This window comes from Lysobacter sp. P5_C4 (assembly GCF_054049695.1).
This window is the reverse complement of sequence record NZ_JBFULX010000003.1, coordinates 127,055-151,896: the sequence shown is the minus strand read 5'-3', so window position 1 is coordinate 151,896 and position 24,842 is coordinate 127,055. Positions and strand designations below refer to the sequence as shown.

Here is a 24,842-nt window from a genome sequence, read left to right as displayed (position 1 = left end):
TTCACGTGTACTCCGCGGCGTCGCGCGCGCCGAACAGGCGCCGCAGCGGCAGATCCAGCGGCTGGTCGAGCACGTAGTCGGCGTGCCGGATGCCCCCGGTATCCAGGCGCGCCTGCAAGGCACGGCGCGCTGCCGCGAATCGCGCAAGGAACTCCGCCTGCATCGCCGGCCCATCGCCGAGCAACTCTTCGCCCGTTTCGGGATCGCGGAAGCGATGCCCGCCTTCGAACGGAAAATCACGCTCTTCCGCCGTCAGGATATGGATCGCGAGCACTTCGCGCCGCGCGGCGGCCATGCGCGTGGCGACATCGACGGCGCCCTCGTCGAATAAATCACTGAGCAACACGACCAGATCGCCCGCACGGATGCGTTCCCACAGGGGCCGCAGTTGCTCGGCCGACGGCCAGCGACCCGCCGCGGAGAGCCCGTGCAATTCGAGGAACAGGCGATCGCGTTGCCGCACCGACGCACCCGGCGGCACCAGCCGCACGCCATCGCCACGCAACACCGCCATGCCGAAGCGATCGCCCTGGCGCAATGCGAGTTCGGCCACGCAAGCGGCGAGGCCTTTGGCCGCGGACAATCGCGACCAGCCCGGTCGCGCGGCATCTTCCTGCGCCATCGACGCCGTCGCATCGACGAGCAACCACACGGCCAGCGGGCTCTCGCGCTCGGCTTCGCGCACGAAGAAGCGATCCGAGCGCGCGTAAAGTTTCCAATCGACCTGGCGCAACTCATCGCCCGGCTCGTACGCACGATACTGCGCGAACTCCAGCCCCGCGCCGCGGCTGCGACTGTGATGCAAGCCGACACCTTGCAAACCCACCGCGCGTCGCGAGACCAGGCGCAAGTCCTTCAACCGCGCGCGCACCTGCGGCGGAATCAGCTCGGCGATCGAGTGGCCTGCACGCACGCGGCGCCCCGTGTCAGGCGGTGAAGGGGACGCTGCGCAACAGCGCTGCGATCACGTCGTCCGCACTCTTCTGCTCGGCTTCGGCAGCGAAGGACAGCAGCAGGCGATGGCGCATCACGGGTGCCGCGAGCGCGAGGATGTCTTCGCGTGTCGCAGCCAGTCGCCCATGCAACAACGCGCGCGCCTTGGCTGCGAGCACGAGCGATTGCCCCGCACGCGGGCCGGCGCCCCATTTCACCCACTGGCGGATGTCCGGAGGCGATTGTTCGCCCGGCCGGCTCGCGCGCACCAGGCGCGTGATCCAGCCGAGCAGATCGGGCCCGAGATGCACTTCGCGCACGCGCGCCTGCAAGGCCAGGACTTCTTCGCCGTGCATCACTTCCGGCACCTGTCCCATCGCGGTGCCCGTGGTCTGCGCGAGGATGTCGTATTCCTCGCGCTCGCTCGGATAGTCGACGCGGATGTGCAGCAGGAAGCGGTCGAGCTGCGCTTCGGGCAAGGGATAGGTGCCGGCCTGCTCCAGGGGATTCTGCGTGGCGAGGACGAAAAACGGAGACGGCAGGGAATGCGTGACGCCGGCGTAGCTCACCGTGCGTTCCTGCATCGCTTCGAGCAACGCGGCCTGCGTTTTCGGCGGAGTGCGGTTCAATTCATCCGCGAGCAGCAGGTTGGTGAAGATTGGCCCGGGTTGGAAACGGAAATGACGATGGCCCGTGCCGTGGTCTTCTTCCAGCAACTCGGTGCCGAGGATGTCGCTCGGCATCAGGTCGGGCGTGAACTGCACGCGCCGGAATTGCAAGGCGAGCGCTTGCCCGAGCGAACGCACGAGCAGCGTCTTGCCCAAACCCGGTACGCCTTCGAGCAGGCAATGGCCACCGGCGAGCAGGCCGATCAGCAATTGTTCGACCACCGCCTCCTGCCCGACGATCGCTTGCGCGATCGCATCGCGCAAGGTGGACAGGCGCGCAAGCTGCGCCTTGAAGTCGGCCTCGGAAAAATTCCTGTCAGCGCTGGTGTCGTTCATGGCTCGCCCGTCAGCTGTTCAATGCATACATCACGATGTTGACCGCGAACCTGGTGTTGTCCTCGGCCAGGAAGCGTTTGTTGCGCCAGTCGTAATCCCATTCGCAACCGTAATCCTTGTTGCTGTAGAGGATCCCCAGGCGCCCGTCGATCTCGATCCCGCGCAGGTAATCGTGCACGAGGTCGTCGCCCCACCCGTTCAACTCGAATCCCGTCGCCGGCGGGCCGTCGGGGAATTTGAAGAAGCTGCGATACAGCGGGTGGTTGTGCGGCAGTTTCTTGAGCGCCTTCGGCCCGAAGATCGACGCCATCTGCGCTTCGAAGGATTTGGCGAACAAGCCGTCGATGTCGTGGTTGCAGTCATCGACGAACACGAAGCCGCCGTTGCGTACGTACCGCTCGAAATTCTGTCGCTCCTGCGGGTTGAACTCCACCAGCTTGTGCCCGGCCAGGTAACAAAAGGGCGCCGTGAGCATCTTGGGATCGGCCAGCGGCAGCACGTGTTCGGTCGGATCGACGCGCAGGTTGGTGTAGTCGATCAGGGACGTCACCAGGTTGGACGGCATGCGCTGGTCGACGTCCCAGTCGCCCGAATCGTACTTCAGGCGCGTGAGCCAGAAGTCGTACGCCACGCGCGTCGCACGCACGCGCGGCGGCAATGCAGCCCCGGCTGCCCCGAGCAGGAGCAGCCGGAGGAACTGCGCGCGCGTCACGTGCTCACACCGCGTCCGACAGCGAGGTGAAGGTGAAGTCGCGCAACTTCATCGGCGGGATCATCATCAGCAGCGAGGATTCATCGCCGGCAACGCGCACCGGCTTGCCGAGTTCCTCGATGTTGTTGAGCATGATCACGGGCGATTCGTTGAAGCGGAAGTTCTTCACCGGATACTTGATCTGCCCGTTCTCGATGTAGAACGTGCCATCGCGCGTCAGGCCGGTGAGCAGCACCGTCTGCGGATCGACCAGGCGGATGTACCAGGTGCGCGTGACCAGGATGCCCTTCTGCGTGCCGGCCACCAGTTGCGCGGTGGTCTTGTCGCCGCCGGACATGATCAGGTTGCCCGGTTCGGCCTGCGCGGTCTTGCCCTGCTTCTTGGCCCAGTAGCGCGAGTACTGCATCGCGACCACCTTGCCGTCCTGCACGAGCGGCATCTTCTCGCGCGGCAGGCCTTCGCCGTCCCACGGCAGCACGGGCGCGTCGGGATTCCACGGATCGGCATGGAAGCTCACGCGCGGGTCGTAGACCAGTTCGCCCACCTTGTTGCCGCCGCCCTTCTTTGACAGGAAGCTGCGGCCTTCGTCGGCCTCGCGTGCGCCGAAGAAGTTGAACATGAAGGAGATCAGGCCCGCGGCCGCGGCCGGCTCCAGGATCACGGTGTACTTGCCCGGTTCCAGGGCCTTGGCTTCGGCCGATTCGGTGGCCTTGCGCATGGCGACGCGGATGTCGTCGTCGGCCTTGAACTCGCCGGCGTCCTTGACGTTGCGCCCGACCCAACCCGAGCCGCGCCCATCGTCGGTGCGCACGGTGCAGGTGTAGTCGAAGCTCGTCGCGCGCTGGTAACCGAAATTGCCCTTGCTGTTGGCGAAGGCCACGAAGCTCTGGCCATCTTCGAGGAAACCGGCGGCGATCAGCTTCTGGTTCTTGCACGGCGCGATCGAATCGGCCGCCACCTGCGCGCGATATTCCGGCGTGATCGCAGCGATCGATTCGCTGAAGGTCGGGCTCGGCTTGTAGGTCTGCTTCTCGATGGCCGGCATGAACTCCGGGTTTTCCGGCGCCAGTTTCGCGAGCTCCTCGGCACGGCGCACCACGCGTTCGAGCGAGGCGTCGTCGAACTCGTTGATCGTCGCCACGCCCACGCGCTTGCCGAACGCGGATTCGACCGCGAGCTCGGTGTCTTCGACGATGCCGCTGGTGGAGATGTTGTTGAGGGCGAACCGGATGTTGCCGTCCACGTTGCCGGTCAGTTGCGCGGTGCACTGGTCGGCCTTGGACAACTTGATGACCTTGTCGAGGATGGCCTTGGCCTGCTCTTCGCTGAGGATGCTCATGTGATGGGTCTCCGAAGATCAGCCGAGGTTGCGGGCGGTGTTGATGACGTTGATGCCGTTGAAGCGCGCGGTGCTCGACCCGTGCGAGACCGCCGAGACCTGGCCCGGTTGCCCCTTGCCGTCGAAGAACGAACCGCCGAGGCGATAGTCGCTGTCGTCGCAGATGCCGACGCAGGCGTTCCAGAATTCCGGCGTGCGGATCTGGTAGGCCACGTCCTCGATCTGCTTCGTGATCTGGCCATTCTTGATCTCATAGAACAGCTGGCCGCCGAACTGCGCGTTGTAGCGCTGCTGGTCGATGGAGAACGAGCCGTCGCCGATGATGTAGATGCCGTTCTCGACGCCCTTGATCATCTCCGCGACGCCGAGTTTTTCCTTGCCCGGCTGCAACGAGACGTTGGCCATGCGCTGGAACTGCACGCTCGACCACGAGTCGGCGTAGCAGCAGCCGTCGGATTCGGTCTTGCCCAGGATGTGGGCCTGGTCGCGGATGGTCTGGTAATCGACCAGCACGCCGTCCTTGATCAGGTCCCAGCGCTTGGTCTTGACGCCTTCGTCGTCGTAACCCACGGCGCCCAGGCTGCCCTTCTGCACCTTGTCGGCGACGATGTTCACCTTGTCGCTTCCGTACTGGAACTTGTTGGTGCGCTTGTCGAGCGTGGCGAAGCTGGTGCCGGCGTAGTTGGCTTCGTAGCCGAGCACGCGGTCCAGTTCGGTCGGATGGCCGATCGATTCGTGGATCGTGAGCCAGGTGTGCGAAGGGTCGAGCACGAGGTCGTACTTGCCCGGCTTCACCGAGGGTGCGGTGAGTTTTGCGCGCGCCTGCTTGGCCGAGGCGATCGCGTCTTCCTTCATGTCGTAGGACAGGCCGTAATTCACCACGCCGTTGGGCGAGACGAACTTGCCGGACTGCGCGCCATCGAGATATTCGAAGCCCATGCCCATCGGTGCGGACAGGCCATCGCGCGTGCGGAACTTGCCGCTGGCCTTGTCGATGGCGGTCACCGTCATCGGCGCCCAGATGCGGTGCACGTCCTGGTCGATGTAGCTGCCGTCGGTCGATGCGAAGTACTTCTGCTCGTTGACCAGGAACAGCATCGAGTTGACGAAGTCGCCGCCCGCGGCCAGGGCTGCTGCGTTGACGCCCAGCAGCAGGTCCACCTTGTCCTTGATCGGCACTTCCATCGAGTTCTTCACGATGGGCGTCTTCCACGCGACTTCACCCACGCCCGGCGCCTTCGCCAGCTGCACCGGCGCGGTCTGCATCTTCGCGTTGGCCTTGGCGATGGCGGCGGCCTGCTGCGCGGCCTTCACCACGCCCTGCGTGTTCAGCGAATTGGTCGCCGAGAAGCCCCACGCACCGTTGACCAGCACGCGCACGCCGATGCCGGTGGATTCGGTGTTGACCACGTTCTGGACCTTGTCCTCGCGCGTGATCACGAACTGGCGCAGGTAACGCCCGATGCGCACGTCGCAGTAGGTCGCGCCCGCCGCCGTGGCGGCCTGCAGCGCGGCGTCGGCCAGCGCCTTCTTCTTGCCCACATCCATGGTCTCGACCAGCGCTTCGGCCGCGATGACGCGACCGAAAGGCACCATCAGGCCGGCCACGCCCAGGCCCGACATCGTGAGGAACGTGCGTCTGTCCATCTGTGACTCCCCGAGGCAATAGGATCCCGTAAACCCCGCCGACTGTGCGGAGGGGCCACATGAAAGGTCAAGATGACCAACGGGCTAGACGGGGGTCGGCGATGACCTCGCAGGGACGTTGGGCGGCCAATGGCATTGGTTGCAGCGTGTAAAGTGCGTTTCCCCCCCATTGCCGCCGCTTCCCATGACCGCATCGACCTACCCCATCGGCACGGCCGGCCAGCCTTGGGGCGCCGCCGAGAGACAAGCATGGCTCGCGGGCCAGGTCCGTCATCGCAGTTACGCCGACGATGTCGTCGCGCGCGTCGATCGGCTGCGTTCGCGTTTCGATGTCAGCGAATACGGGCGCCTGGTGTACGGCGATGAAACCTTCCCGCAACTCGCCATCCGTTCTCGCACCTGGAATGACGCGTTACCGACCATCCTCGTCACCGGCGGCGTGCACGGTTACGAAACCAGCGGCGTGCATGGCGCGCTGCAATTCGTCGAACAACATGGCGAGGACTATGCCGGGCGCGTGAACCTGCTCGTCGTTCCGTGCGTGAGTCCGTGGGCGTACGAACGCATCCATCGCTGGAACCCGAACGCGATCGATCCCAACCGCTCGTTCCGCGAGAACAGCCCGGCGGAAGAATCGGCCGCGTTGCTGCGCCTGGTTGCGCCCATTGCCGACAAGGTGCTCGTGCACATCGACCTGCACGAAACCACCGACACGGACGAATCCGAATTCCGCCCCGCGCTCGCCGCGCGCGATGGCAAGCCCTTCGAGCCCGAAGGGATTCCCGACGGGTTCTATCTCGTCGGCGATACCGAAGACCCGCAGCCGTACTTCCAGCAGGCCATCATCGCGGCGGTGGAAAGGGTCACGCACATCGCGCCGCCGGATGCGAACAACGAAATCATCGCATCGCCCGTCGTCGGGCATGGCGTCATCAACTATCCGTTGCGCGAATTGGGGTTGTGCCCGTCGATCACGCACGCGCGCTACCGCACCACGACCGAGGTGTATCCCGACAGCCCGCGCGCCACCCCGCAGCAGTGCAACGATGCGCAGGTGGCCGCGGTGCGCGCGGCGATCGATTTCGCGCTGGGGTCGATTTGACGAAACCCGGCCAGCAAAGCTGGCCGGGCTCCCCGACGCACGTGCTGCCGATAGGGCAGCACGTGCGTCGGCTCGCTAGAACTTGAAATCCATCTTGGCGTAGTAGTACCCGCCGTTCATGCCGAAGGGCATCGTTTCCCAGCCGTAGACGAAGCCCAGCGCGGGAAAGACGTTGGTCTGCGGCGAGACGCCGAAGTTCGGATCGTTGGGATTGGTCACGCCGGCGTCCCACTTGTCGGGATACACGTCGAAGACGTTGTTCGCGCCCACCGTGAGCCGCACGTTGTCGGTGAAGTTGTAACCGACCGCGACGTCCGTGAGCCACTTGCCGCCCCACGTTTCCTTCAGCCCCGGGGTGAAGCCTTCGCCCGACACTGCGCCGAAATAGTTCTCGCGCAGCGTGAACTCCCACTGGTTGCCGTGCCAGAACCCTTGCAGCACGTGCTTGGCGCCGGGCTGGCCGTCTTCGATCAGCGTGACCTGCGTGTCGTCGAACAACACCTGCGGCGCCAGCACCGTCGACTGCGAATGGCGCTTGTTCACCACCGTGTCGTTCCAGTGCAGCAGCGCAGTGAGGTCGAGCGCGCCGCCCCACAGGTCGGTGTTGTAGTCGGCGACGATGTCCACGCCTTCGGTCTTGGTGTCGATCGCATTGGTGAAGAACAACACCTGGCCCACGCCGAGGGGATCGAGGATCTGGCGGATCGGGCAGCCCGCGTTCGCCGGGCCGCAAGTGGCCGGATCTTCGGGCTGGATGTTGCTGGAGAAGATGATGCGGTCGTTGATGTCGATCTGGAAAATGTCGACGGTCAGCGCGAACTTCTCGTTCGGCCGCCAGGCCAGGCCCAGCGTGAACGCGGTCGATTCCTCTTCCTTCAGCGGCTGGATGCCGAATGCGCGCGTGACGTCGCTGTCCTGGCGCGCGGTGAGCGTGTCGGTGAGCACGCCGGCGGCGTTGAGGTTGGTCGAGCGCTGGCCGTAGAACAACTGCTGTACGCCCGGCGCGCGGAAACCGGTGGAGACCGTGCTGCGGATCGCGAAGGTGGGGCTCATGTCCAGGCGTGCCGACAACTTGCCGGTGACCGTCGTGCCGAAGTCGGAGTAATCCTCGTAGCGGACCGCCGCGCCGAGCAGGAAGTCGTTGGTGAGGTTGGACTCGCCATCCAGGTACACCGCCCAGTTGTGGCGGCTTTCATCCACCGCTTCGCGCGGCGAGAACCCGGGGAACCCCTGCATGCCCGGTTGCGCGATGTCGCCGGTCTGGCCGGTGATCGGAATGCCGCGGTTGTCGGTGCGGCCGTACATGTACGACACCGGGTCGCCGGCTTCGATCGAATAGCCGTCCGTGCGCCATTCCGCACCCGTGGCCAGCGACAGCGGGCTGTTGCCGATGCCCCAGTCGATGTTGCCGCGGAAGTCGAGGTTCACCGTGGTCTGCGTGAACTCCAGCGTGCCGGTATCGGCTTCCACCGGCGAGGCGCCGTAGATGCCGGCGGCGGGATTGGCCGGATCGATCGGCTCGTACCACCAGCTGACGTTGACCGAATTGCGTTCCTCGAAACCGAATTGGCTGCGGCCATGGTTCACGGAGAAATCCATGTCCCACGCATCGTTGAGCAGCCTGCGATATCCGACCGCGAGCGATTGATCCTCGACCGTGGTGATGATGTTCGGCAGGAAGCCGTCGGGATACAGGTCGGGCACGGTGCGGTTGTCGCCACCGGTGCGGAAGAAGCCCGACGAATCGCCTTCGCGCTTCGAAGCGCCGCCGAACCAGTACAACTCGCCGCCGGCCACCGGCAGTTCGCCGTTCAACCACAGGTACATGTCCTTGGCGTCCGCATCGCCGAGGCGTTGCGTGACGCGCGGCGGGTCCACGCGCAACAGGTCGGGCCCCGCGCGATTGGTTTCCCCGCGATCGCGGTATTCGCCGGTGAGGTTGATGAATCCGCCGTCGCCGAGTTTCCAACCGGTATTGGCGCCACCGTGCAGCACCTCGCCGTCGCCCTTGTAGGTCTGGCCGACTTCGAAGTTCATCAGCGTGGCGTCGGTCTGCTGGCGCAGCACGATGTTGATCACGCCGGAGATCGCATCGGAACCGTATTGCGCGGACGCACCGTCGCGCAGCACTTCGACGCGGTCGATCGCCGAGATCGGGATCGCGTTGATGTCGGTACCCGCCGAGCCGCGGCCGATCGTCTGCTGCACGTTCACCAGCGCCTGCTGGTGCCGGCGCTTGCCGTTGACCAGCACGAGCACCTGGTCGGGCCCGAGCGCGCGCAACGTGGCCGGACGGAGGATGTCGGTACCATCACTGACGAAGGTGCGGGAGAAGTTGAAGCTGGGTTCGAGCATCTGCAGGATCTGCCCCACTTCCTGCACACCCGCCTGGCGGAGTTGTTCGCTGGAAATGACATCGACCGGCGCCGCGGTTTCCGCCGCCGTCCGCCCGCGCGCGCGCGAGCCGAGCACTTGCACGGTGTCGAGTTCGGAGGGGGTTTTTGCCGCCTGCTGCTGGTCGGCCGGCGCCGCCGTCGTACTTGCCTCCTGCGCCTGCGCCGCCAATGCGAACGACAGACCGATCGCCAGTGCCGACCACTTCAGTCCACGCTTGTCCGTTACGAACGCCATGCTCGATCTCCCTTCGACATGTGACGGCCGATGGCCGGCGGCGGCTCGTCCCACCGCAACACGGTTGTAACAGGGTCATTAACGACCTGCTAACAAAACAGGGCGGATTTGCCGACGAGCGGGCAAAGAAAGCGTTTTCCCGCTGCGGTGCAGCACAAAAAAGCCGCCTCGCGGGCGGCTTTCTCGTGCACTGCAGCGATCGGTCGCGGCTCAGTTGCCCTGCATGGGCAGGTCCGGAATCGTGGGAATCGTCCGATCGATCAATGGCGTGTCGTAACGGTTGCCGCCCTTCTTCAGCCTGTGCTCCTTCTCGGCCAGGCGTTGCGCGTAGGCGGTCGCCTTGAAGCGCTTGATGTTGAAGGATTCGATCGTGGTGTCGGACCAGCGCACGTGCACGGTGGTCGGGTCGAGCGTGTAACAGCCCGCACGGCGTTCGGCGCCGTCGACGGTTTGCCGGATCGCGCTTTCGCCCTTCGCGCAGAAGCCTTGCTCGTCGGTCAGTGTGTACTGCGTGCCGTCCTGTTTCAGCGTCGCCAGGTCGTTGGCGTTGGCGGCCGGCGCGGCGAGCAGCGCCGCCAGGGCCAAGCGTCCGAAAATCCGTTGCATGCAGTGCCTCCGTTGTCCGGGGCGCCGACGATAACGCAGGAATGAGCGCGGTGTCCGGGTTCGCGTGTCGCCCCTATCGAAAGGACGTCGCGCGTGCGCGCTTGCTTGCGCGCGGTCGTTCCCGGACGCCCTCGGTCATGGCCAGGCCCGCCTCGACCCGGGCTTGGCCCACGCCGGCGTTCGCGCGAGCACGCGCGATGCATCACGCCTTCCGCAGGAAACACGTCTTCAGCACGAGGCCCTTGATCTTGTCGGAGTTGCCTTCAATGTGGTCCGCATCGTCTGGCACCAGGCGGATGTGCTTGATCACCGTGCCCTGCTTGAGCGGGATCGCACTGCCCTTGACCTTCAGGTCCTTGATCACGACGACAGTGTCGCCGTCGGCAAGCGCGTTGCCGTTGCTGTCGCGCACCACCTGCGTTTCGGGCGCCGACTCACCACCTGCGAGCGGCCATTCGAATCCGCAGTCGGCGCATACGTGGTGGGACCCGTCGACGTAAGTGTTGTCGAGCGTGCATTGCGGGCAGGGCGTGGACATCGGGCGGGCTCGTGCACGGGCCCGCCATGATCGCATGGCTCACTCGGTGCGCTGAGCGTCCCGCCAGGCCTGCATGTCGCCTTCCAGACGGCCGAGGACCGTGCCGAACTCCTCGCTGCGGCCGATATCGCGCGTACCGGCGAAGTATTCGTCGACGACCTTGTCGCAGGTCGCGCCGTCCTGCTTGCCTTCCGGGAACCAGGTTTCCATCGTGGCGATCGCATCGGCCTTCGCCTGCGCCATGACGCCGTCGCGGTACTGCGTGGCAACCGCTTCGCCCTGCTTGACCTGCACGATCGCGCGCTGCAGTTGCACGTAGCCCTTGGCGGCGCCGACCGTCTCTTCGTTGTGCTGCCACCAGCGGTTGCGCGCTTCGTCGGCGCGCAGCGCGTGGGCGACGTCGACCTCGCTGCAATGTTTGGCGACCACGTTGGTCAGCATCGCGCGCGAGAGCGCGAACCCGGCGGCGGCGTCGCGCGCGGCATTCACGGCCGGCAGGAAGGTGCCGGCGCTGGAGTAGCGGCTGTCGATCACCACCTCCGGCTCGGCGGCCAGCGCCGCGCCGTGTGCACCCAGGAGCGCCATCGCAAGAATCAGTCCCCGTTTCATTTCGTACTTCCCCGACGTCGGCTTCCCCAAGCCACGGACCGACGTTATCGCGGGAAGTTCACGCAAACAACACACTTTTGGTGCGTTGTGCGCATTCAGTGTGCAAGCGGCCGCAAAATTTTTCCGTCGCGCGCGGCCTACAATGCCGGCATGGACAAATACTTCCACAATCCGCGTTGTAGCAAGTCGCGCGGGGCGCTCGCGCTGCTGGCCGAGCACGGCGTCGAACCCGAGGTCGTCACCTACCTCGACGCGCCACCAAGCAAGGCCGAGCTGCGCGCGATCGTCCGCAAGCTCGGCCTGCCCACCCGCGCGCTGGTGCGTCCCGCCGAGGACGCCTACAAGGATCTCGGCCTGGCCGATCCGTCGGTCACCGACGAGGCGCTCATCGACGCCATGCACGCCCATCCGATCCTCATCGAACGCCCGATCTTCGTCCGCGGGGACCGCGCGGTCATCGGCCGCCCCATCGAGAACGTCCTGCAACTGCTCTGACCCGGAGTACATTGGCCGTCATGTGGACACGCCTGCAGGCCAGCCTGCCCCATGGACGACCTCGATAACCCCATCCACGCCGCCCTGCGCACGCTGCACCACGGGATCGCCATGCAGGCGGGCGTGGCGCTCCGTTATCCCTCGGCGTATGCGCCGTTCTTCGCGGTCCCCGACGCATCCAGCGACGTCGACGAAGCGCTCGACGCGCTCGTCGCGCCGGTGGAAACCGTCTACCTGCTGGGCGTCGCGCCGAAAACCATGCGCAACGCGAAGATGCACGCCTATCCGCCGCTGGCGCAGATGGTGTGCGACGCGCCGCTGCCGGGCGTCGACGGCCCACCGATCATGCCGCTGGGCATCGACCACCGCGACGACGTCCTGGCGCTCACCGCCTCGGTGTATCCGCATTACTTCCGCCCGCGCACGATGGACATGGGCCGCTACTTCGGCATCTACGAAGGCGGCCAGCTCGCGGCGATGATCGGCGAACGCCTGGGCTCGACGACCACGCGCGAAGTCAGTGCGGTCTGCACGCATCCCGACTGCAACGGCCGCGGCTATGCGCGGCGGCTCATGGCCTTCCTGACGAACGATCTCATCGCCTCCAACGTCCAGCCCTTCCTGCATGTCAGCCACGAAAACGAGCGCGCCAAGGAAATGTACGAGCGCATCGGCTTCCGCCTGCGGCGCGACATCGGGTTCTGGTCGCTCCGGCACGAACGTTAGACCCGCTTGGCTAGACGGACTTGCCGATCCGCATCGCGCTGACCTTGGCCGGCGCATCGAAGGTATCGCTGCGCGCATCGCGCCAGAATTGCTGGAACACCGCGTGGTCGGGCACGCGCGTCAACAATTCGCCGGGGGCCAGGAAGTTGTAGATCGCCGCGAGCGAACGCACCTCGATCGGGGAAACGCGGCGCAGGATGTGTTCGGGGCCCAGTTGCCCCGGATGGTCCAGCCCCGCCGCGCACAACAGATCCCGCAACGCATGCACGGTGTTCTGGTGGAAGTTGTGCACGCGCGTGGCCTTGTCGGCCAGGTCGAGCTGCTTGAACCGGCGCGGATCCTGCGTCGCCACGCCCGTCGGGCATTTGTCGGTGTGGCACGACAACGATTGGATGCACCCCAACGCGAACATGAAACCGCGCCCGGCGTTGCACCAGTCCGCGCCCATCGCCATCGTTCTCGCCATGTCGAAAGCGCTGACGATGCGCCCCGCGGCGCCGATGCGGATTTTGTCGCGCAAGTCCAGGCCCACCAACGTGTTGTGCACGAGCATCAAGGCTTCGTGCATCGGCACGCCGACGTGGTCGATGAACTCCGACGGCGCGGCGCCCGTCCCGCCTTCGGCGCCATCCACGACGATGAAGTCCGGCAGCAGGCCGGTTTCCTGCATCGCCTTGGCGATGCCGAACCATTCCCACGGGTGGCCGATCGCGAGTTTGAAACCGGTCGGCTTGCCGCCCGAGAGTTCGCGGAGCTTCGCGACGAATTCGAGCAGGCCCACGGGCGTCGAAAACGCGGAATGTTTCGCCGGCGACACACAGTCCACGCCGGGTGCGACGCCGCGCGTGGCCGCGACTTCCTGCGTGACCTTCGCACCCGGCAACACGCCGCCGTGGCCGGGCTTGGCGCCCTGCGAGAGTTTGACTTCGATCATGCGCACTTGTTCGCGCTGCGCGGCGACGGCGAACTTGCCGGGATCGAAATCGCCCTTGTCGTCGCGACAACCGAAGTAACCCGAGCCGATCTCCCAGACCAGATCGCCGCCGTTCTCCAGGTGATATGGCGAAATCGAGCCCTCGCCGGTGTCGTGGTAGAACTTGCCGCGCCGCGCGCCTTCGTTCAATGCGCGAATGGCGGCGGCCGACAGCGCGCCCCAGCTCATCGCCGAGATGTTGAACACGCTGGCCGAATACGGCTTGGCACAGGTCGGACCGATGTCGATGCGGAAATCGTCGGACGGAATCGCGGCCGGCGCCAACGAGTGATTGATCCACTCGTAGTCGACGCTGTACACATCGTGCAAGGTGCCGAAGGGGCGTGTATCGCGCACCGACTTGGAGCGCTGGTAGATCAACGCGCGTTGCTGGCGCGAGAACGGGGTTTCATCGATGTCCGATTCGATGAAGTACTGCCGCATCTCCGGGCCGATGGATTCCAGGCCGAAGCGGAAATGCGCGAGCACGGGGTAATTGCGGCGCAGCGTGCTCTTCTTCTGCAACAGGTCGAGCGTGCCGATGGCGGCGATGCCCGCGGCGATGACCAGCGCCCAGCTCCACGTCGGATCACGCAGCGTGGCCCAACCGAAGAAGACGGTGAGGACGAGGCTGGCGATGTAGAGGAAGTAGCGGCTGAGGGACATGCGAGCTCCGGGTTGCGCCAGGGACGCGTTGGGTCAGAGCCGCGCGTCCACCGCATCCTTCGGGAACAGGCCCTTGATGTCGTAGTAGACGGTGCGTGCGTGGCCCAGGCGCCGCAGGCCTTCGACGCCCATCTTCCTGAAGTCATCATGCCCCACCGCGATCACGACCGCGTCATAGGCCCCAGCGGGGGGATCGGCGACCAGGCCGATGCCGTACTCCTGCATCGCCTCGCGCGGATTCGCCCACGGATCGTGGATTTCGACGACCGCGCGGTAATCCTCGAGCTCCCCGGCCAGTTCCACCACGCGCGTGTTGCGCAGGTCGGGGCAGTTTTCCTTGAACGTCAGCCCGAGCAACAGGATGCGCGCGCCGGCGACGGTGAGCCCGCGCTGCACCATCAGCTTCACCACTTCGGCGGCGACCTGTTGTCCCATCGCGTCGTTGATGCGGCGGCATGCGAGCAGGATGTCGGGGTAATACCCGTGCGCCTGCGCTTTCTGGATGAGGTAGTACGGGTCCACGCCGATGCAGTGCCCACCGACCAGACCGGGACGGAACGGCAGGAAGTTCCACTTGGTGGACGCAGCTTCCAGCACTTCGGTGGTGTCGATCCCGAGGCGATGGAAGATCAGCGCGAACTCGTTCATCAGCGCGATGTTGACGTCGCGCTGCGTGTTCTCGATCACCTTGGAGGCTTCGGCCACCTTGATGCTCGAGGCCTTGTGCGTGCCCGCGGTGATGATCGTGGCGTACAGCGCGTCGACGAAATCCGCCGCTTCCGGCGTGGAGCCGGAGGTGACTTTCGGGATGGTCGACAGGCGGCGTTCGCGATCGCCCGGGTTGATGCGCTCCGGGCTGTAGCCGACGGTGAAGTCGTGGTTGAAGCGCAGGCCCGAGGCCCGTTCGAGTTCGGGGACGCAGATTTCCTCGGTCGCGCCCGGGTACACCGTGGATTCGTAGACGACGACGTCGCCGCGCTTGAGTACCGCGCCGATCGTGCGGCTGGCGCTGATCAACGGGCTGAAGTCGGGGCGTTTGTGTTCGTCGATCGGCGTGGGGACGGTCACGACGAAGACATCGCAGTCGCGCAGGTCGGCCGGGGATGCGCTGAAGCGCAGGCGCGCGGCCTGCGCGAGTTCGTCGGGCGTCACTTCGCGGTTGCGGTCGCCCAGACCGTCGTGCAATGCACCGATGCGCGCAGCGTCGATGTCGAAGCCCAGCGTGTCGTGCGCACGCCCGAACGCGACGGCCAGCGGCAGCCCGACATAGCCCAGGCCAATCACGGCGATGCGCGCCGATGCGACTTCCCGCATGGAATTCCCCAGCCATTCGTAACCGGCGGGAGTTTGGCACGCACCCTGCGTCAGGGAAACAGGCCGTCCGCGGCGCACGGCATCGGCGCGATCAGCTGCGCGCCCTGGTTGCGCACGTTGCCCACCGCCGGGTCGACTTCATGGAACACCAGCGCCGGTTCGGGCACGGCGTGCGCGATGGCCATGGCGTGCTCGGCGTCGCCGTGCAGCCAGTCGTGCAGCACCTCGGGCGGGAGGATCAGCGGCATGCGATCGTGTACGGAACGGATCACCGGATCGGCCGCGCGCGTCACGATGCTGTAGGTGAGCAAGGACCCACCTGCGCCGTCGGAGCGCGTTTCCCACACCCCGCCGAACAACATGACCGGCGCGTCGGCCAGGCGGATCCAGTGCGGACGCTTCTTCCCATCGATGACCGGCCACTCGTAGTAGCCCGATGCGGGGACCAGGGCCCGGCGTTGCTTCCACGCGCCGCGGAACGCGGGCTTTTCCGCGATCGACTCCAGCCGCGCGTTGATCGTGCTGTAGGCAAGCCTGGTGTCCTTCTGCCAGGGCGGGAGCAGGCCCCAGCGCATTTCCTGCACCAGGCCGCCGTCGCCGTGGGCGACGATGACCGGGTGCGGATCGGTCGGGGCGATGTTCCAGGCCGGCACCGGGTCTTCCGCAGGCACGTCCAGGTCCAGCATGTGCGAGAACGCGCGCACCTGCTGCCACGTGAAGTCGCGGGTGAATCGGCCGCACATGCCGTGATGCTAACGCAGGCGGCCGGCGCGGCTAATGCTTGCGGTCGCCGCGATCGCCCTGCCCCGGCTTGGCATCGTGCTCCGCTTTCTGTCGCTGGTCCTGCGCGAGCGAACGGCCCAGGTCGTCGGATTCGGCGAACCGCCCCTTGTTGTCGCGACGCTGCAGGCGCTTGTCGCCGGGGTGGGGTTCGTTGAGTTCACGCTTGCCCGCCATCACGATCTCCTTCGCGTGCCTTGGATAGCGTCGTGATACCTCGCCCCGGCGTGCACGATTCGTGACGAAATGAGCCTCACCGAATATCGCCGCAAGCGGCACTTCGACAAGACGCGCGAACCTTCGCCCGACGCGCGGGCACCGGCGAAAAAGGCGGGAAAACGCAAGGCTGCGCCGACACCGGAAGTGCATCGGCCGATCTTCGTGGTGCAACTGCACCACGCCTCGCGCAGGCATTACGACTTCCGCCTGCAGGTCGGCGACGCGCTCAAGAGTTGGGCCGTGCCCAAGGGCCCGAGCTACGACCCGAAGGTCAAGCGCATGGCGGTGGAAGTCGAGGATCATCCGCTGTCGTACGCGACGTTCGAAGGGGACATCCCGCAGGGCGAATACGGTGGCGGCCATGTCGCGCAGTTCGACCATGGCGTGTGGACGACGCCGTTCGACCCCGAAGCGCAACTGGCGAAGGGCCACCTGCGATTCGAATTGTTCGGCGAGAAGCTCAAGGGCGAGTGGCACCTGGTGCGTTCCGGCAAACCCGCGCGCCAGCCGCAGTGGCTGCTGTTCAAGGAGAACGATGCGTACGCGGGCAAGGTGGAGGCCGACGACCTGCTGGCCGATGTGACGCCGCCGGCGGGAAAAAAAGTGGCGAAGAAAGCCGCGAAGAAGATCGCGCCGAAAACGCAACGCAAGGTGGACTGGGCCGCGAAGGCGCTGAAGTTGCGTGGCGCCAGGAAGGCCACGTTGCGCAACGAAGCCTTCGCGCCGCAACTGGCGAAACTGGGCGAGGTCGCGCCCAACGGCGCGCAATGGATCCACGAAGTGAAGTGGGACGGTTATCGGCTCGTGGCCACGATCGTCGACGGCAAGGTCCGCATCTGGTCGCGCAACGCGATCGAATGGACGGACAAGGTGCCCGAGTTGCGCGGGGCGCTCGAACAGCTTGGCGTCGGGAGCGCCGCGTTCGATGGGGAATTGATCGCCGGTCGCGGCACGCAGGCGGATTTCAACCTGTTGCAATCCACGCTGTCGGGCGACGAACAAGGGGGCCTGGCGTATGTGCTGTTCGACTTGTTGCATCTGGACGGTGTCGACATCCGCGCGGCGCCGCTGACCGAGCGCAAGGCCTTGCTCGAAGCGCTGCTCGCCACGCCGATCCCGCATCTGTCCTACTCCTCGCACGTGCCCGGCGATGAAGGCGCGGCGGCGTTCGCGCTCGCATCCGAGCAACAGTTCGAAGGCATCATCTCGAAACGCGCGGATCGGCCGTACACCGGCGGCCGCAGCGACGACTGGCGCAAGACCAAGCGCCTGGATTCCGACGAATTCGCGGTGGTCGGCACGACGAAGGGCCAGGGGTCGCGCACGGGCTTCGGTTCCCTGTTGCTCGCGCGCCCCGACGAAAAACACGGCTGGGTGTACGCGGGCCGCGTGGGGACGGGTTTTTCGAGCGAACAGTTGCGCACGTTGTCGAAACACATCGGACAGATCGGATCGGCGACACCGAGCGTGCACGTGCCGATTCCGCTGGATGCCGAACTCAAGCGCGCGACGTGGTTTCCGCCCTTGTTCGTGGTGGAAGTCTTCATTCGGGGGTTGGGCAACTCGGGCATCCTGCGGCAGCCATCGCTGAAGACGGTGCGCATGGACAAGGATGTGGGCGATCTGCGCGATTCGGATCGCGCGAAGCCGGCGAAGAAAAAGGCAGCGAAGAAAACCACCGCGCGCGAACGCGCCCCTGCGCCGGAAGCGCGCCTGAGCAGCCCGACCAAGGTCATCTTCCCGGACCGCAACATCACCAAGCAGCAGGTCGCCGACTATTACAAGGCCGTCGCGCCGCGGCTGCTGCAGGAGATCGGCGGCCGCCCGCTGTCCGTCATCCGTTGCCCCGACGGCGTGGGCAAGGCCTGCTTCTTCCAGAAGCACCACACCGCGGGGCTGGAGATCGTCCGCTTCGTGCGCCTGAAGGAAGAAGCCGGCATCAACGCGAATTACCTGGTGGTCGACGACGTCGCGGGCGTGATGGAACTGGTGCAATTCAATGCATTGGAGTTCCATCCCTGGGGCGCGCACGCGGACGATCCCGACCGCGCCGATCGCGTCGTCTTCGACCTCGACCCCGGGCCGAACGTCCCCTTCGCGCAAGTCAAACGCGCCGCGACGCACGTGCGCGAATTGCTCGAACAACTGCACTTGCAATCCTTCCTGCGCGCGACGGGCGGAAAAGGCCTGCATGTCGTGGTGCCGCTCAATCCGGCGAACGACTGGAAACTCGTCAGGAAATTCGCGAAGGGTTTCGCCGAAGCGCTCGCAGGTTCCGATCCGGAGACCTATCTGGCGACTGCAACCTTGAAATTGCGCCCCGGCAAGATCTTCGTCGACTACTTGCGCAATGGACGCGGTGCAACCGCGGTGGCGTCGTACTCGCTGCGCGCGCGTGCGGGTGCGCCGGTCGCCGTGCCGCTGGCGTGGTCCGAACTCAAGGCGCTCAAGCGCGGCGACGCATTCGACATGGACAAGACGCTCGCGCGCATCAAGCGGCAGCGCAAGGACCCGTGGGCAGGAATCGACACCTTGCGTCAGGATCTGTCGGCCTGGGGCTGAAGGCTGAACCTCGCGTTGGCGCGGACTGTGACGGCGTGAACGGAGTTAATTTCCGAGCGTTGACCTGCAGGCGGCGGAGGGCGAGGCTCGAGCCGATCCGCCGATGCAGGATCCGCCATGGCCTCCCGTGCCCTCGCCTTGTCCCTCGTTCCGCTCGCCCTGTGCCTCTCCGGCCTGGCGCAGGCGCAATCCTGCCCGGCAGTCAACGCACCAGTACAGGGCGCGCCCATCGCCGCGCCGCTGCCCGTGTTCTCCGCCGACAACTGGTGGAACACCGACATCTCGCAGGCGCCGGTCGATGCGAACTCCGCGAACTTCATCAACTTCATCGGTGCAACGCGCAGCCTCCACCCGGATTTCGGTGGCGAAGAATCGACCGGCAGCCAGGCCGTTTACGGCTTCCCATACATCGTGGTGAATGGCGCGACGGCGAAGTCCGCCGTGACCTTCGATTACTGGGACGAGAGCGACGGCGTGGACATGTCCACCCACCAGGGCATTGCGTTCTATCCGATTCCCTCGAACGTCGCTTCGCAAGCGCACTGGATGGAAGGCGGCGCGCCCGGCAACGTCGACCAGCGCGACGACAACGACCGCCACATCCTGATCGTCGACTGCAGCAATCGAACCCTGTACGAGTTGTACAACGCCTGGTATTCAACGGCGCAGCAGCGTTGGTACGCGGGTTCCGGCGCGTTCTACGACCTCAAGCGCAGCGACCGTCGCCCCGAAGGTTGGACCTCCGCCGATGCGGCGGGCCTTGCGATCTTCCCCGGCCTGGTGCGTTACGACGAAGCGGCCAATCCCAACGTTGCGGAAATCCGGCACGCCTTCCGCGTCACCGTGCGCACGAGCAATGGCCACGTGTTTCCTGCCTCCCACACCGCGGGCAGTTCCACCGGTGCCTTGCCGATGGGCGCGCGCCTGCGCCTGAAGCGCAGCGTCAACGGCGCCGATCCCGCGCTGCGCACCAGCGACCCGGTCGCACGCAAGATCTTCCGTGCGATGCAGTCCTACGGGCTGATCGTCGCCGACAACGGCTCGGACATGTACATCTCCGGCACGTTCGACGTGCGCTGGAACAACGGCGCGCTCAATCCGGCGTTCGGCGGATTGAAGGCGAGCGACTTCGAGGTGGTCAAGCTGGGCTGGAAGCCGAGCGTCGCACCGGCGTTGTCGATCGCCGATGCGGCCGTCATCGAAGGCGATGCGGGCACGAAGGTCTTGCGCTTCACGGTGCGCTTGTCGGCGGCGTCCGGTTCCAACGTCACCGTCTCGATCGCCACGCGCAACGGCACGGCGCTTGCGGGGAGCGATTACGTGGCCGCGTCGGGTTCGCTGACATTCGCGCCGGGGCAGACCGCACGCAACTTCGACGTGACCCTCAACGGTGATCGCACGCGCGAGGCGAACGAAACCTTCCAGGTCGCGCTTTCGAACGCGATCGGCGCGCCGATCGCCGATGCGACCGGGACAGGCACGATCACCAACGACGACGCCCTGCGCACCGGCGGGCCCGGACAGAAGTCGCCCGCCCCAGCCACGCCCGGCATCGCCAAGGCGCATTAGCGCCCGCGGCGGGGTGAGGATCGGTCTACAAGCCACCCATAGGCGTCATCACCTAGTGACCTTTGGTCACCCTGACACCGCGTGTCATATGACCTGACGCGCATTGACACCCCTTTCACACGCCTGAATAGGGTGAATTCCTGAACGGTTCGGGGCTTTTTCTGTGATCTACGTCACAGTTTCGCATGCCAAGTGCCAACCAGTCGTGGTTTTGATTGCGACCCAAATCGTCCTTCACTAGGTTTTAACCCCGGCGGCACCCCCTCGGTGTCCGCAACGCCACAACCTTGGGGATTTTCAAATGCGTACCGCCTTGCTCGCTTGCGCCGTCACCGGCGCGCTGTTTGCTTCCGCTTCCGCCCAGGCCGCCTCTGCGACCGGCAACCTCAACGTCTCGGCCACCGTGAACGCCTCGTGCGTCGTCGTCGGCGCGGGCACGATGGACTTCGGCAACTACGATCCGGCCGGCGCGAACAACGCCGCACCGAAGGATGTCGACGGCACGTTCAACGTGCGCTGCACCAAGGGCACCTCGGCCAGGATCTGGTTGCTCGAGGGCAACAACAAGACGGGTACGTCGACCTGCACGACACCCCAGCGCCAGATGGGCTCCGCCGCCAACCGCCTGCCCTACTTCCTGTACCAGGACACCGCGCGCACGACGCCGTGGGGTTGCGTCGACGCGTCCTCGCCGACCGCCTACGTCTCGGCCAGCGCGAACACCTCGGCGCTGCAGACGGTCTATGGCCGCATCCAGCCCGGCCAGGACGTCGCGGTTGCGGCGAACTACGTCGACGTCGTGACCATCCAGCTGAACTTCTGATCCACCCCGCCCCGCCGCAAGGCGGGGCTTTCGGTTGCACATCCGCATGATCAAGATCCGCACGCGCGCACGCGCGGCCGCGTTGGCCGCGCTCGTTCCCCTCGCTTGCTTCGGTGGCGTCGCCGTCGCGGCGCAATTCCGCATCAGCAACGTCCGTCTGCACCTGGGTGCCGCCAACCCGGTGGACACGATCGTCCTCACCAGCGAGGACGCCAACGACGTCACCTTCGAAGTGCGCGTGCTGCGTTGGACGCAAGGCGCGGATGGCAAGTGGGAGCAGGTGCCGACGCAGGACCTGATCGTGCACCCCCTGATCCTGAAGATGCCGGCGAAGGGCGAAGCCCGCCTGCGCGTGGGTAGCATTGCCCCGACCGTCACCGCCGAACACGCCTATCGCGTGGAGATCCAGGAACTCCCGGGTCCGCGCGCGCAGACCGCGAGCGGCCAGGTGCGCATGCTCACCAAGATGAGCCTGCCGGTATTCGTCGAACCGCCCGCCGCGAAATCCAACCCGACGATCGCGGTCGACGCGTCTTCGCTGGTGCTGGGCAACACCGGCACGGCCTATCTGGCGCCGACCGCAGGCACGCTGACGCTGCGCGATGCCAAGGGCCGCACGTTGCACACGCTCAAGATGGACACCAATTACGTGCTGCCCGGCGCGCACCTGCCGTTCAAGCCGGCGCTCCCGGCGTCGGCGTGCGCGCATGCGGCGAGCGTCGAACTGGCGCTGCCCGACTCCAAGCCGATCGTGGCGAGGGTCTCCCCCGGTAGCTGGCGATGCGCGCCCTGAGGATCTCCGCGCTGCGTCGCGGCCTGCTCGCGACTGCGCTCTGCATCGCCATCGCAGGACCCGTGCACGCCTTGCCCGGCGACGAGATCCTCCTGCTCGACCTTTGCATCAACGGCCGCTGCGTCGGCGTCGCGCCGGTGATCGCGCGCGGCGACGACATGCTGGTCGACATCGCCGCGCTGCAAGCCGGCGCGATCGATACCACGGGCGTCACGCCCGAAACGGTGGGCGAGCGCTCCTTCGTCTCGCTGCATCAACTCAACCACGGCAGCACGTTCAAGGTCGACCGCACGCTGTTGCGCCTGGACCTCAAACTCCGCGCCGATCGCCTGCCGCGCCAGCGCGTGTCGATGGGAACGCGTGCGCAGTCCGAAGGTGGCGCGCAGCCGTGGAGCGCGTACCTCAACTACGCCGCCTCGGTGAACCACGATGGCGACGGCCTGTTGTTCGTCGACGGCGCCGTGGGTCGCGGCAACGGCGCGCTGCGCAGCACGGCGCAGTGGGATCCGGCGTTTTCCTGGCGACGCGGGCTGACGCGCTTCGAACTGGACCAGCCAGCCGCGCTGCGTCGCTGGACGGTGGGCGACCAATACGCGGTTCCGCGCGATGCGTTGGGCGGCAGCCGCCTGATCGGCGGTGTCGGCGTCGAACGCGCGTTCGATACCGATCCTTACCTAGTCACCTTCCCGCAACCGTATTACAGCGGCGTGCTCGAAAGCCCCGGTACGGTCGAGGTGTACGCGAACGGCGTGCTGGTCGGCCGGCACGACGTCAGCGCCGGCCCCTTCACCCTCGAACAGCTCGGCGTGCAACCCGGCCGCAACGACGTGCGCGTGATCGTGCGCGACCCATTCGGCAATCGCAGCGAACTGGCGACGCAAACCTATTACGGCGGCAGCCCGAGCCTGCTGGCGAAGGGCCTGGACGAATACCAGGTGCGCATCGGCGCGCCGCGCAACGGCGGCGGCCTGGGCGGCGGTTACGCCGACGGCGCCGCGTGGCAGGGGTGGTATCGCCGCGGCCTGTCGGATTGGCTGACGCTCGGCGGGCGCGCCGAAGGCGACGAACACGTGCGCAACGCGGGCGTGGATGCCGCGATCCGCACGCCGATCGGCGAGTTCGCGCTCGCATGGGGCGACAGCGACGCCGACGGACTGGGCCGTGGCAACGCGCACGCCATCAATTACTCGCTCGGCATGGGGAGCTGGTCGTTCGGAATGGGGTCTCGCCGTGCCGATGCCGCCTACCGCACGATTTCCGATCCGAGTGCGTTCCTCCTCGGCGCATTGCGCGAGGACGATTACGCCTCCCTCGCCTTCTCGCCGACGAATCGGATGTCGGTGCAGTTCAACGCCGGCCGCCAGCGTCGCGACGTACTGCCCGTGGAGCGCACGCTCGGAAGCACCGTTTCCTACGCCCTGTGGGATCGCGGCCAACTGTTCCTCACCGCGCAGCGACGCGAATCCGATCTGTTCCGCGACACCTCCGTGCAGCTGAGCCTGAACATCACGCTCGACCGCGCGAGCGTCAACGTCACGGCGCGCCAGCGCGACGACGGGCAGGACACGCGGCAGGGATATGGCCTGAACTTCCAGCACTCGCGCCCGACCGGCACGGGCCTGGGCTATTACGCGAGCTTGCAGCGCGACGGCGACGTCGACTCGGCGTTCGCGCACGCCGAATACCAGAACCCCTACGGGCGCTTCGCGGTCGACGCCCAGTCCTTCGACGGCGACACGAACGGCAGCCTGCTTGCGACGGGTGCGTTGGTCGGCATCGGTGGGCGCATGTTCCTGACGCCGCCGGTGGAAAACGGCTTCGCGCTGGTGCGCGTGCCCGGCCTGGCCAATGCGCCGATCCTGCGCGAAAACCAATTCGCCGGACGCACCGACGCGCACGGCGACCTGCTCGTGCGCGAGCTGCTTCCCTTCCATGCCAACAGCGTGTCGATCGACGAGAGCGGCGTGAATGTGGCCTGGTCGATGAACGCCCCCGCGCGCGAGCTCAGCGTGGCGCGCAACACGGGCACGGTGCTCGTCCTGCAGGCGGCCGCGGTGCATGCGGTGACCGGCCACTTCGCCTATGCAGGCGGTGCAGCCGGCGACGAGGTGGTGGTGGGTGGCGTGGCGTCGGTGATCGGCACCGACGGGATGTTCTACGTCGACAACGTCGGCACCGGCGCGCAGCTCGTGCGCATCGACACCGCGTCGGGCCCGGTCGAATGCACGCTCGAGGTGCCCGCGTCGCAGACGCCGGGCGTGGTCGAACTCGGCACCATCGCTTGCGGGAGCGAGCGATGACGCGGACCGCCCTGATGCTGCTGTTGGCCGCGCTGGCGTGGTTCGCGCCCTCGGTTGCGCGTGCGCAGGCATGTCTGGTCGTCGATACGACGATCGCCTTCGGCACCTTCGATCCGACCGCAGGCGTCGCGAAACCGGGCCAGGGCACCGTGCGCGTGGGCTGTTTGTTCCAGCGCGTGCCGGTGACCATTCGCCTGGGCACCGGCCAGTCGCTTTCGTATGCGAGTCGCGTGATGAAATCGCCGACCGGCGGTTCGCTTGCCTACAACCTGTACACCACCAGCTTGCTCGGCACGATCTGGGGCGATGGGACCACCAGCGGGACCGGGACGGTGCAATGCACGACCGGCGAGGACTTCAACGGCTGCGATGGGCAGTTGGGCATCCTCTTTTATGCCACGTATCCCGTGTACGGCCAGATCAATGCCGTACAGCCGAACGCCGTCGTCGGGTCTTACACCGACGATGTCGTCGTCACCATGGTCTTCTAGCGAGACGATC

The 24,842-nt window shown here is 66.2% G+C and carries 21 protein-coding genes and 1 pseudogene; 9 read left to right on the top strand and 13 right to left on the bottom strand.

Annotated elements, in window-relative coordinates:
- Position 1 precedes the first annotated feature (1 nt).
- From ACXJJ8_RS08630 to ACXJJ8_RS08610, 5 genes are read right to left on the bottom strand one after another with little or no spacing between them, the layout of a single operon-like run.
- Positions 2 to 913 carry a DUF58 domain-containing protein gene (locus ACXJJ8_RS08630; RefSeq protein ID WP_499028946.1) on the bottom strand — a complete coding sequence of 304 codons (912 nt, stop codon included), beginning with the start codon at positions 911 to 913 and terminating at the stop codon, positions 2 to 4.
- A gap of 13 nt (positions 914 to 926) precedes the next feature.
- Positions 927 to 1,937, bottom strand: a complete 1,011-nt coding sequence (locus ACXJJ8_RS08625; RefSeq protein ID WP_499028944.1) for an AAA family ATPase — start codon at positions 1,935 to 1,937, stop codon at positions 927 to 929.
- A gap of 10 nt (positions 1,938 to 1,947) precedes the next feature.
- Entirely contained in the window at positions 1,948 to 2,649 is a 702-nt protein-coding gene (locus ACXJJ8_RS08620; protein WP_499028941.1) for a DUF4159 domain-containing protein, read from the bottom strand.
- Positions 2,650 to 2,653: 4 nt separating this feature from the next.
- Complete coding sequence (locus tag ACXJJ8_RS08615) at positions 2,654 to 3,988, bottom strand: TldD/PmbA family protein (RefSeq protein ID WP_499028939.1); 1,335 nt, start codon at positions 3,986 to 3,988, stop codon at positions 2,654 to 2,656.
- Positions 3,989 to 4,006: 18 nt separating this feature from the next.
- The gene (locus tag ACXJJ8_RS08610) at positions 4,007 to 5,635 is read right to left on the bottom strand and encodes a TldD/PmbA family protein (RefSeq protein WP_499028937.1); all 1,629 of its coding nucleotides are present in this window, start codon (positions 5,633 to 5,635) and stop codon (positions 4,007 to 4,009) included.
- A 184-nt stretch (positions 5,636 to 5,819) separates the two neighbouring features.
- Between ACXJJ8_RS08610 and ACXJJ8_RS08605 the strand changes: the two genes are divergently transcribed.
- Positions 5,820 to 6,737, top strand: a complete 918-nt coding sequence (locus ACXJJ8_RS08605; protein ID WP_499028935.1) for a M14 family metallopeptidase — start codon at positions 5,820 to 5,822, stop codon at positions 6,735 to 6,737.
- Between the two features lie 75 nt (positions 6,738 to 6,812).
- On the opposite strand, the gene ACXJJ8_RS08600 is transcribed toward ACXJJ8_RS08605, so the two are convergent.
- The 4 genes from ACXJJ8_RS08600 to ACXJJ8_RS08585 form a co-directional block, all read right to left on the bottom strand.
- Positions 6,813 to 9,368, bottom strand: coding sequence for a TonB-dependent receptor plug domain-containing protein (locus tag ACXJJ8_RS08600; protein ID WP_499028933.1), 2,556 nt, complete (start codon positions 9,366 to 9,368; stop codon positions 6,813 to 6,815).
- A 210-nt stretch (positions 9,369 to 9,578) separates the two neighbouring features.
- Positions 9,579 to 9,974, bottom strand: coding sequence for a hypothetical protein (locus ACXJJ8_RS08595; protein WP_499028930.1), 396 nt, complete (start codon positions 9,972 to 9,974; stop codon positions 9,579 to 9,581).
- A gap of 202 nt (positions 9,975 to 10,176) precedes the next feature.
- Entirely contained in the window at positions 10,177 to 10,512 is a 336-nt protein-coding gene (locus ACXJJ8_RS08590; protein ID WP_499028927.1) for a zinc ribbon domain-containing protein YjdM, read from the bottom strand.
- 39 nt (positions 10,513 to 10,551) lie between these two features.
- Positions 10,552 to 11,121, bottom strand: coding sequence for a hypothetical protein (locus tag ACXJJ8_RS08585; RefSeq protein ID WP_499028925.1), 570 nt, complete (start codon positions 11,119 to 11,121; stop codon positions 10,552 to 10,554).
- Positions 11,122 to 11,271: 150 nt separating this feature from the next.
- Between ACXJJ8_RS08585 and arsC the strand changes: the two genes are divergently transcribed.
- Both arsC and ACXJJ8_RS08575 read left to right on the top strand, forming a co-directional pair.
- Positions 11,272 to 11,616, top strand: a complete 345-nt coding sequence (arsC, locus tag ACXJJ8_RS08580) for an arsenate reductase (glutaredoxin) (protein WP_499028922.1) — start codon at positions 11,272 to 11,274, stop codon at positions 11,614 to 11,616.
- A 51-nt stretch (positions 11,617 to 11,667) separates the two neighbouring features.
- Positions 11,668 to 12,342: a GNAT family N-acetyltransferase gene (locus ACXJJ8_RS08575; protein WP_499028920.1), complete on the top strand. Its 675-nt coding sequence runs from the start codon at positions 11,668 to 11,670 to the stop codon at positions 12,340 to 12,342.
- A 10-nt stretch (positions 12,343 to 12,352) separates the two neighbouring features.
- Here ACXJJ8_RS08575 and ACXJJ8_RS08570 read toward each other — a convergent pair whose 3' ends face one another.
- Genes ACXJJ8_RS08570 through ACXJJ8_RS08555 form a run of 4 tightly spaced genes read right to left on the bottom strand, consistent with a single transcriptional unit; the run spans position 12,353 to position 16,252 of the window.
- The gene (locus ACXJJ8_RS08570) at positions 12,353 to 13,981 is read right to left on the bottom strand and encodes an FMN-binding glutamate synthase family protein (RefSeq protein WP_499028917.1); all 1,629 of its coding nucleotides are present in this window, start codon (positions 13,979 to 13,981) and stop codon (positions 12,353 to 12,355) included.
- Positions 13,982 to 14,014: 33 nt separating this feature from the next.
- On the bottom strand, positions 14,015 to 15,295 hold the full coding sequence (locus ACXJJ8_RS08565) for a nucleotide sugar dehydrogenase (RefSeq protein WP_499028915.1): 1,281 nt from the start codon (positions 15,293 to 15,295) through the stop codon (positions 14,015 to 14,017).
- Between the two features lie 50 nt (positions 15,296 to 15,345).
- The gene (locus tag ACXJJ8_RS08560; protein WP_499028913.1) at positions 15,346 to 16,038 is read right to left on the bottom strand and encodes an SOS response-associated peptidase; all 693 of its coding nucleotides are present in this window, start codon (positions 16,036 to 16,038) and stop codon (positions 15,346 to 15,348) included.
- 31 nt (positions 16,039 to 16,069) lie between these two features.
- Entirely contained in the window at positions 16,070 to 16,252 is a 183-nt protein-coding gene (locus ACXJJ8_RS08555; RefSeq protein WP_499028911.1) for a hypothetical protein, read from the bottom strand.
- A gap of 69 nt (positions 16,253 to 16,321) precedes the next feature.
- Here ACXJJ8_RS08555 and ligD point away from each other — a divergent pair, with 69 nt between their 5' ends.
- The 6 genes and pseudogenes from ligD (at position 16,322) to ACXJJ8_RS08525 (ending at position 24,832) form a co-directional block, all read left to right on the top strand.
- A complete protein-coding gene (gene ligD, locus ACXJJ8_RS08550) occupies positions 16,322 to 18,856 on the top strand; it encodes a DNA ligase D (protein WP_499028909.1) in 2,535 nt (844 codons plus the stop codon).
- A 1,167-nt stretch (positions 18,857 to 20,023) separates the two neighbouring features.
- Positions 20,024 to 20,398, top strand: a pseudogene (locus tag ACXJJ8_RS08545) (Calx-beta domain-containing protein); the annotation flags it as partial.
- A gap of 328 nt (positions 20,399 to 20,726) precedes the next feature.
- The gene (locus ACXJJ8_RS08540; protein ID WP_499028906.1) at positions 20,727 to 21,248 is read left to right on the top strand and encodes a Csu type fimbrial protein; all 522 of its coding nucleotides are present in this window, start codon (positions 20,727 to 20,729) and stop codon (positions 21,246 to 21,248) included.
- A 46-nt stretch (positions 21,249 to 21,294) separates the two neighbouring features.
- Positions 21,295 to 22,041 (top strand): fimbrial biogenesis chaperone, encoded by a 747-nt coding sequence (locus tag ACXJJ8_RS08535; RefSeq protein WP_499028904.1) that lies wholly within the window; start codon positions 21,295 to 21,297, stop codon positions 22,039 to 22,041.
- Entirely contained in the window at positions 22,029 to 24,341 is a 2,313-nt protein-coding gene (locus ACXJJ8_RS08530) for a fimbria/pilus outer membrane usher protein (RefSeq protein WP_499028901.1), read from the top strand. The genes ACXJJ8_RS08535 and ACXJJ8_RS08530 overlap by 13 nt, the downstream gene beginning before the upstream one ends.
- The gene (locus ACXJJ8_RS08525; RefSeq protein WP_499028899.1) at positions 24,338 to 24,832 is read left to right on the top strand and encodes a spore coat protein U domain-containing protein; all 495 of its coding nucleotides are present in this window, start codon (positions 24,338 to 24,340) and stop codon (positions 24,830 to 24,832) included. Before ACXJJ8_RS08530 ends, ACXJJ8_RS08525 begins: the two co-directional genes overlap by 4 nt.
- Positions 24,833 to 24,842 lie beyond the last annotated feature (10 nt).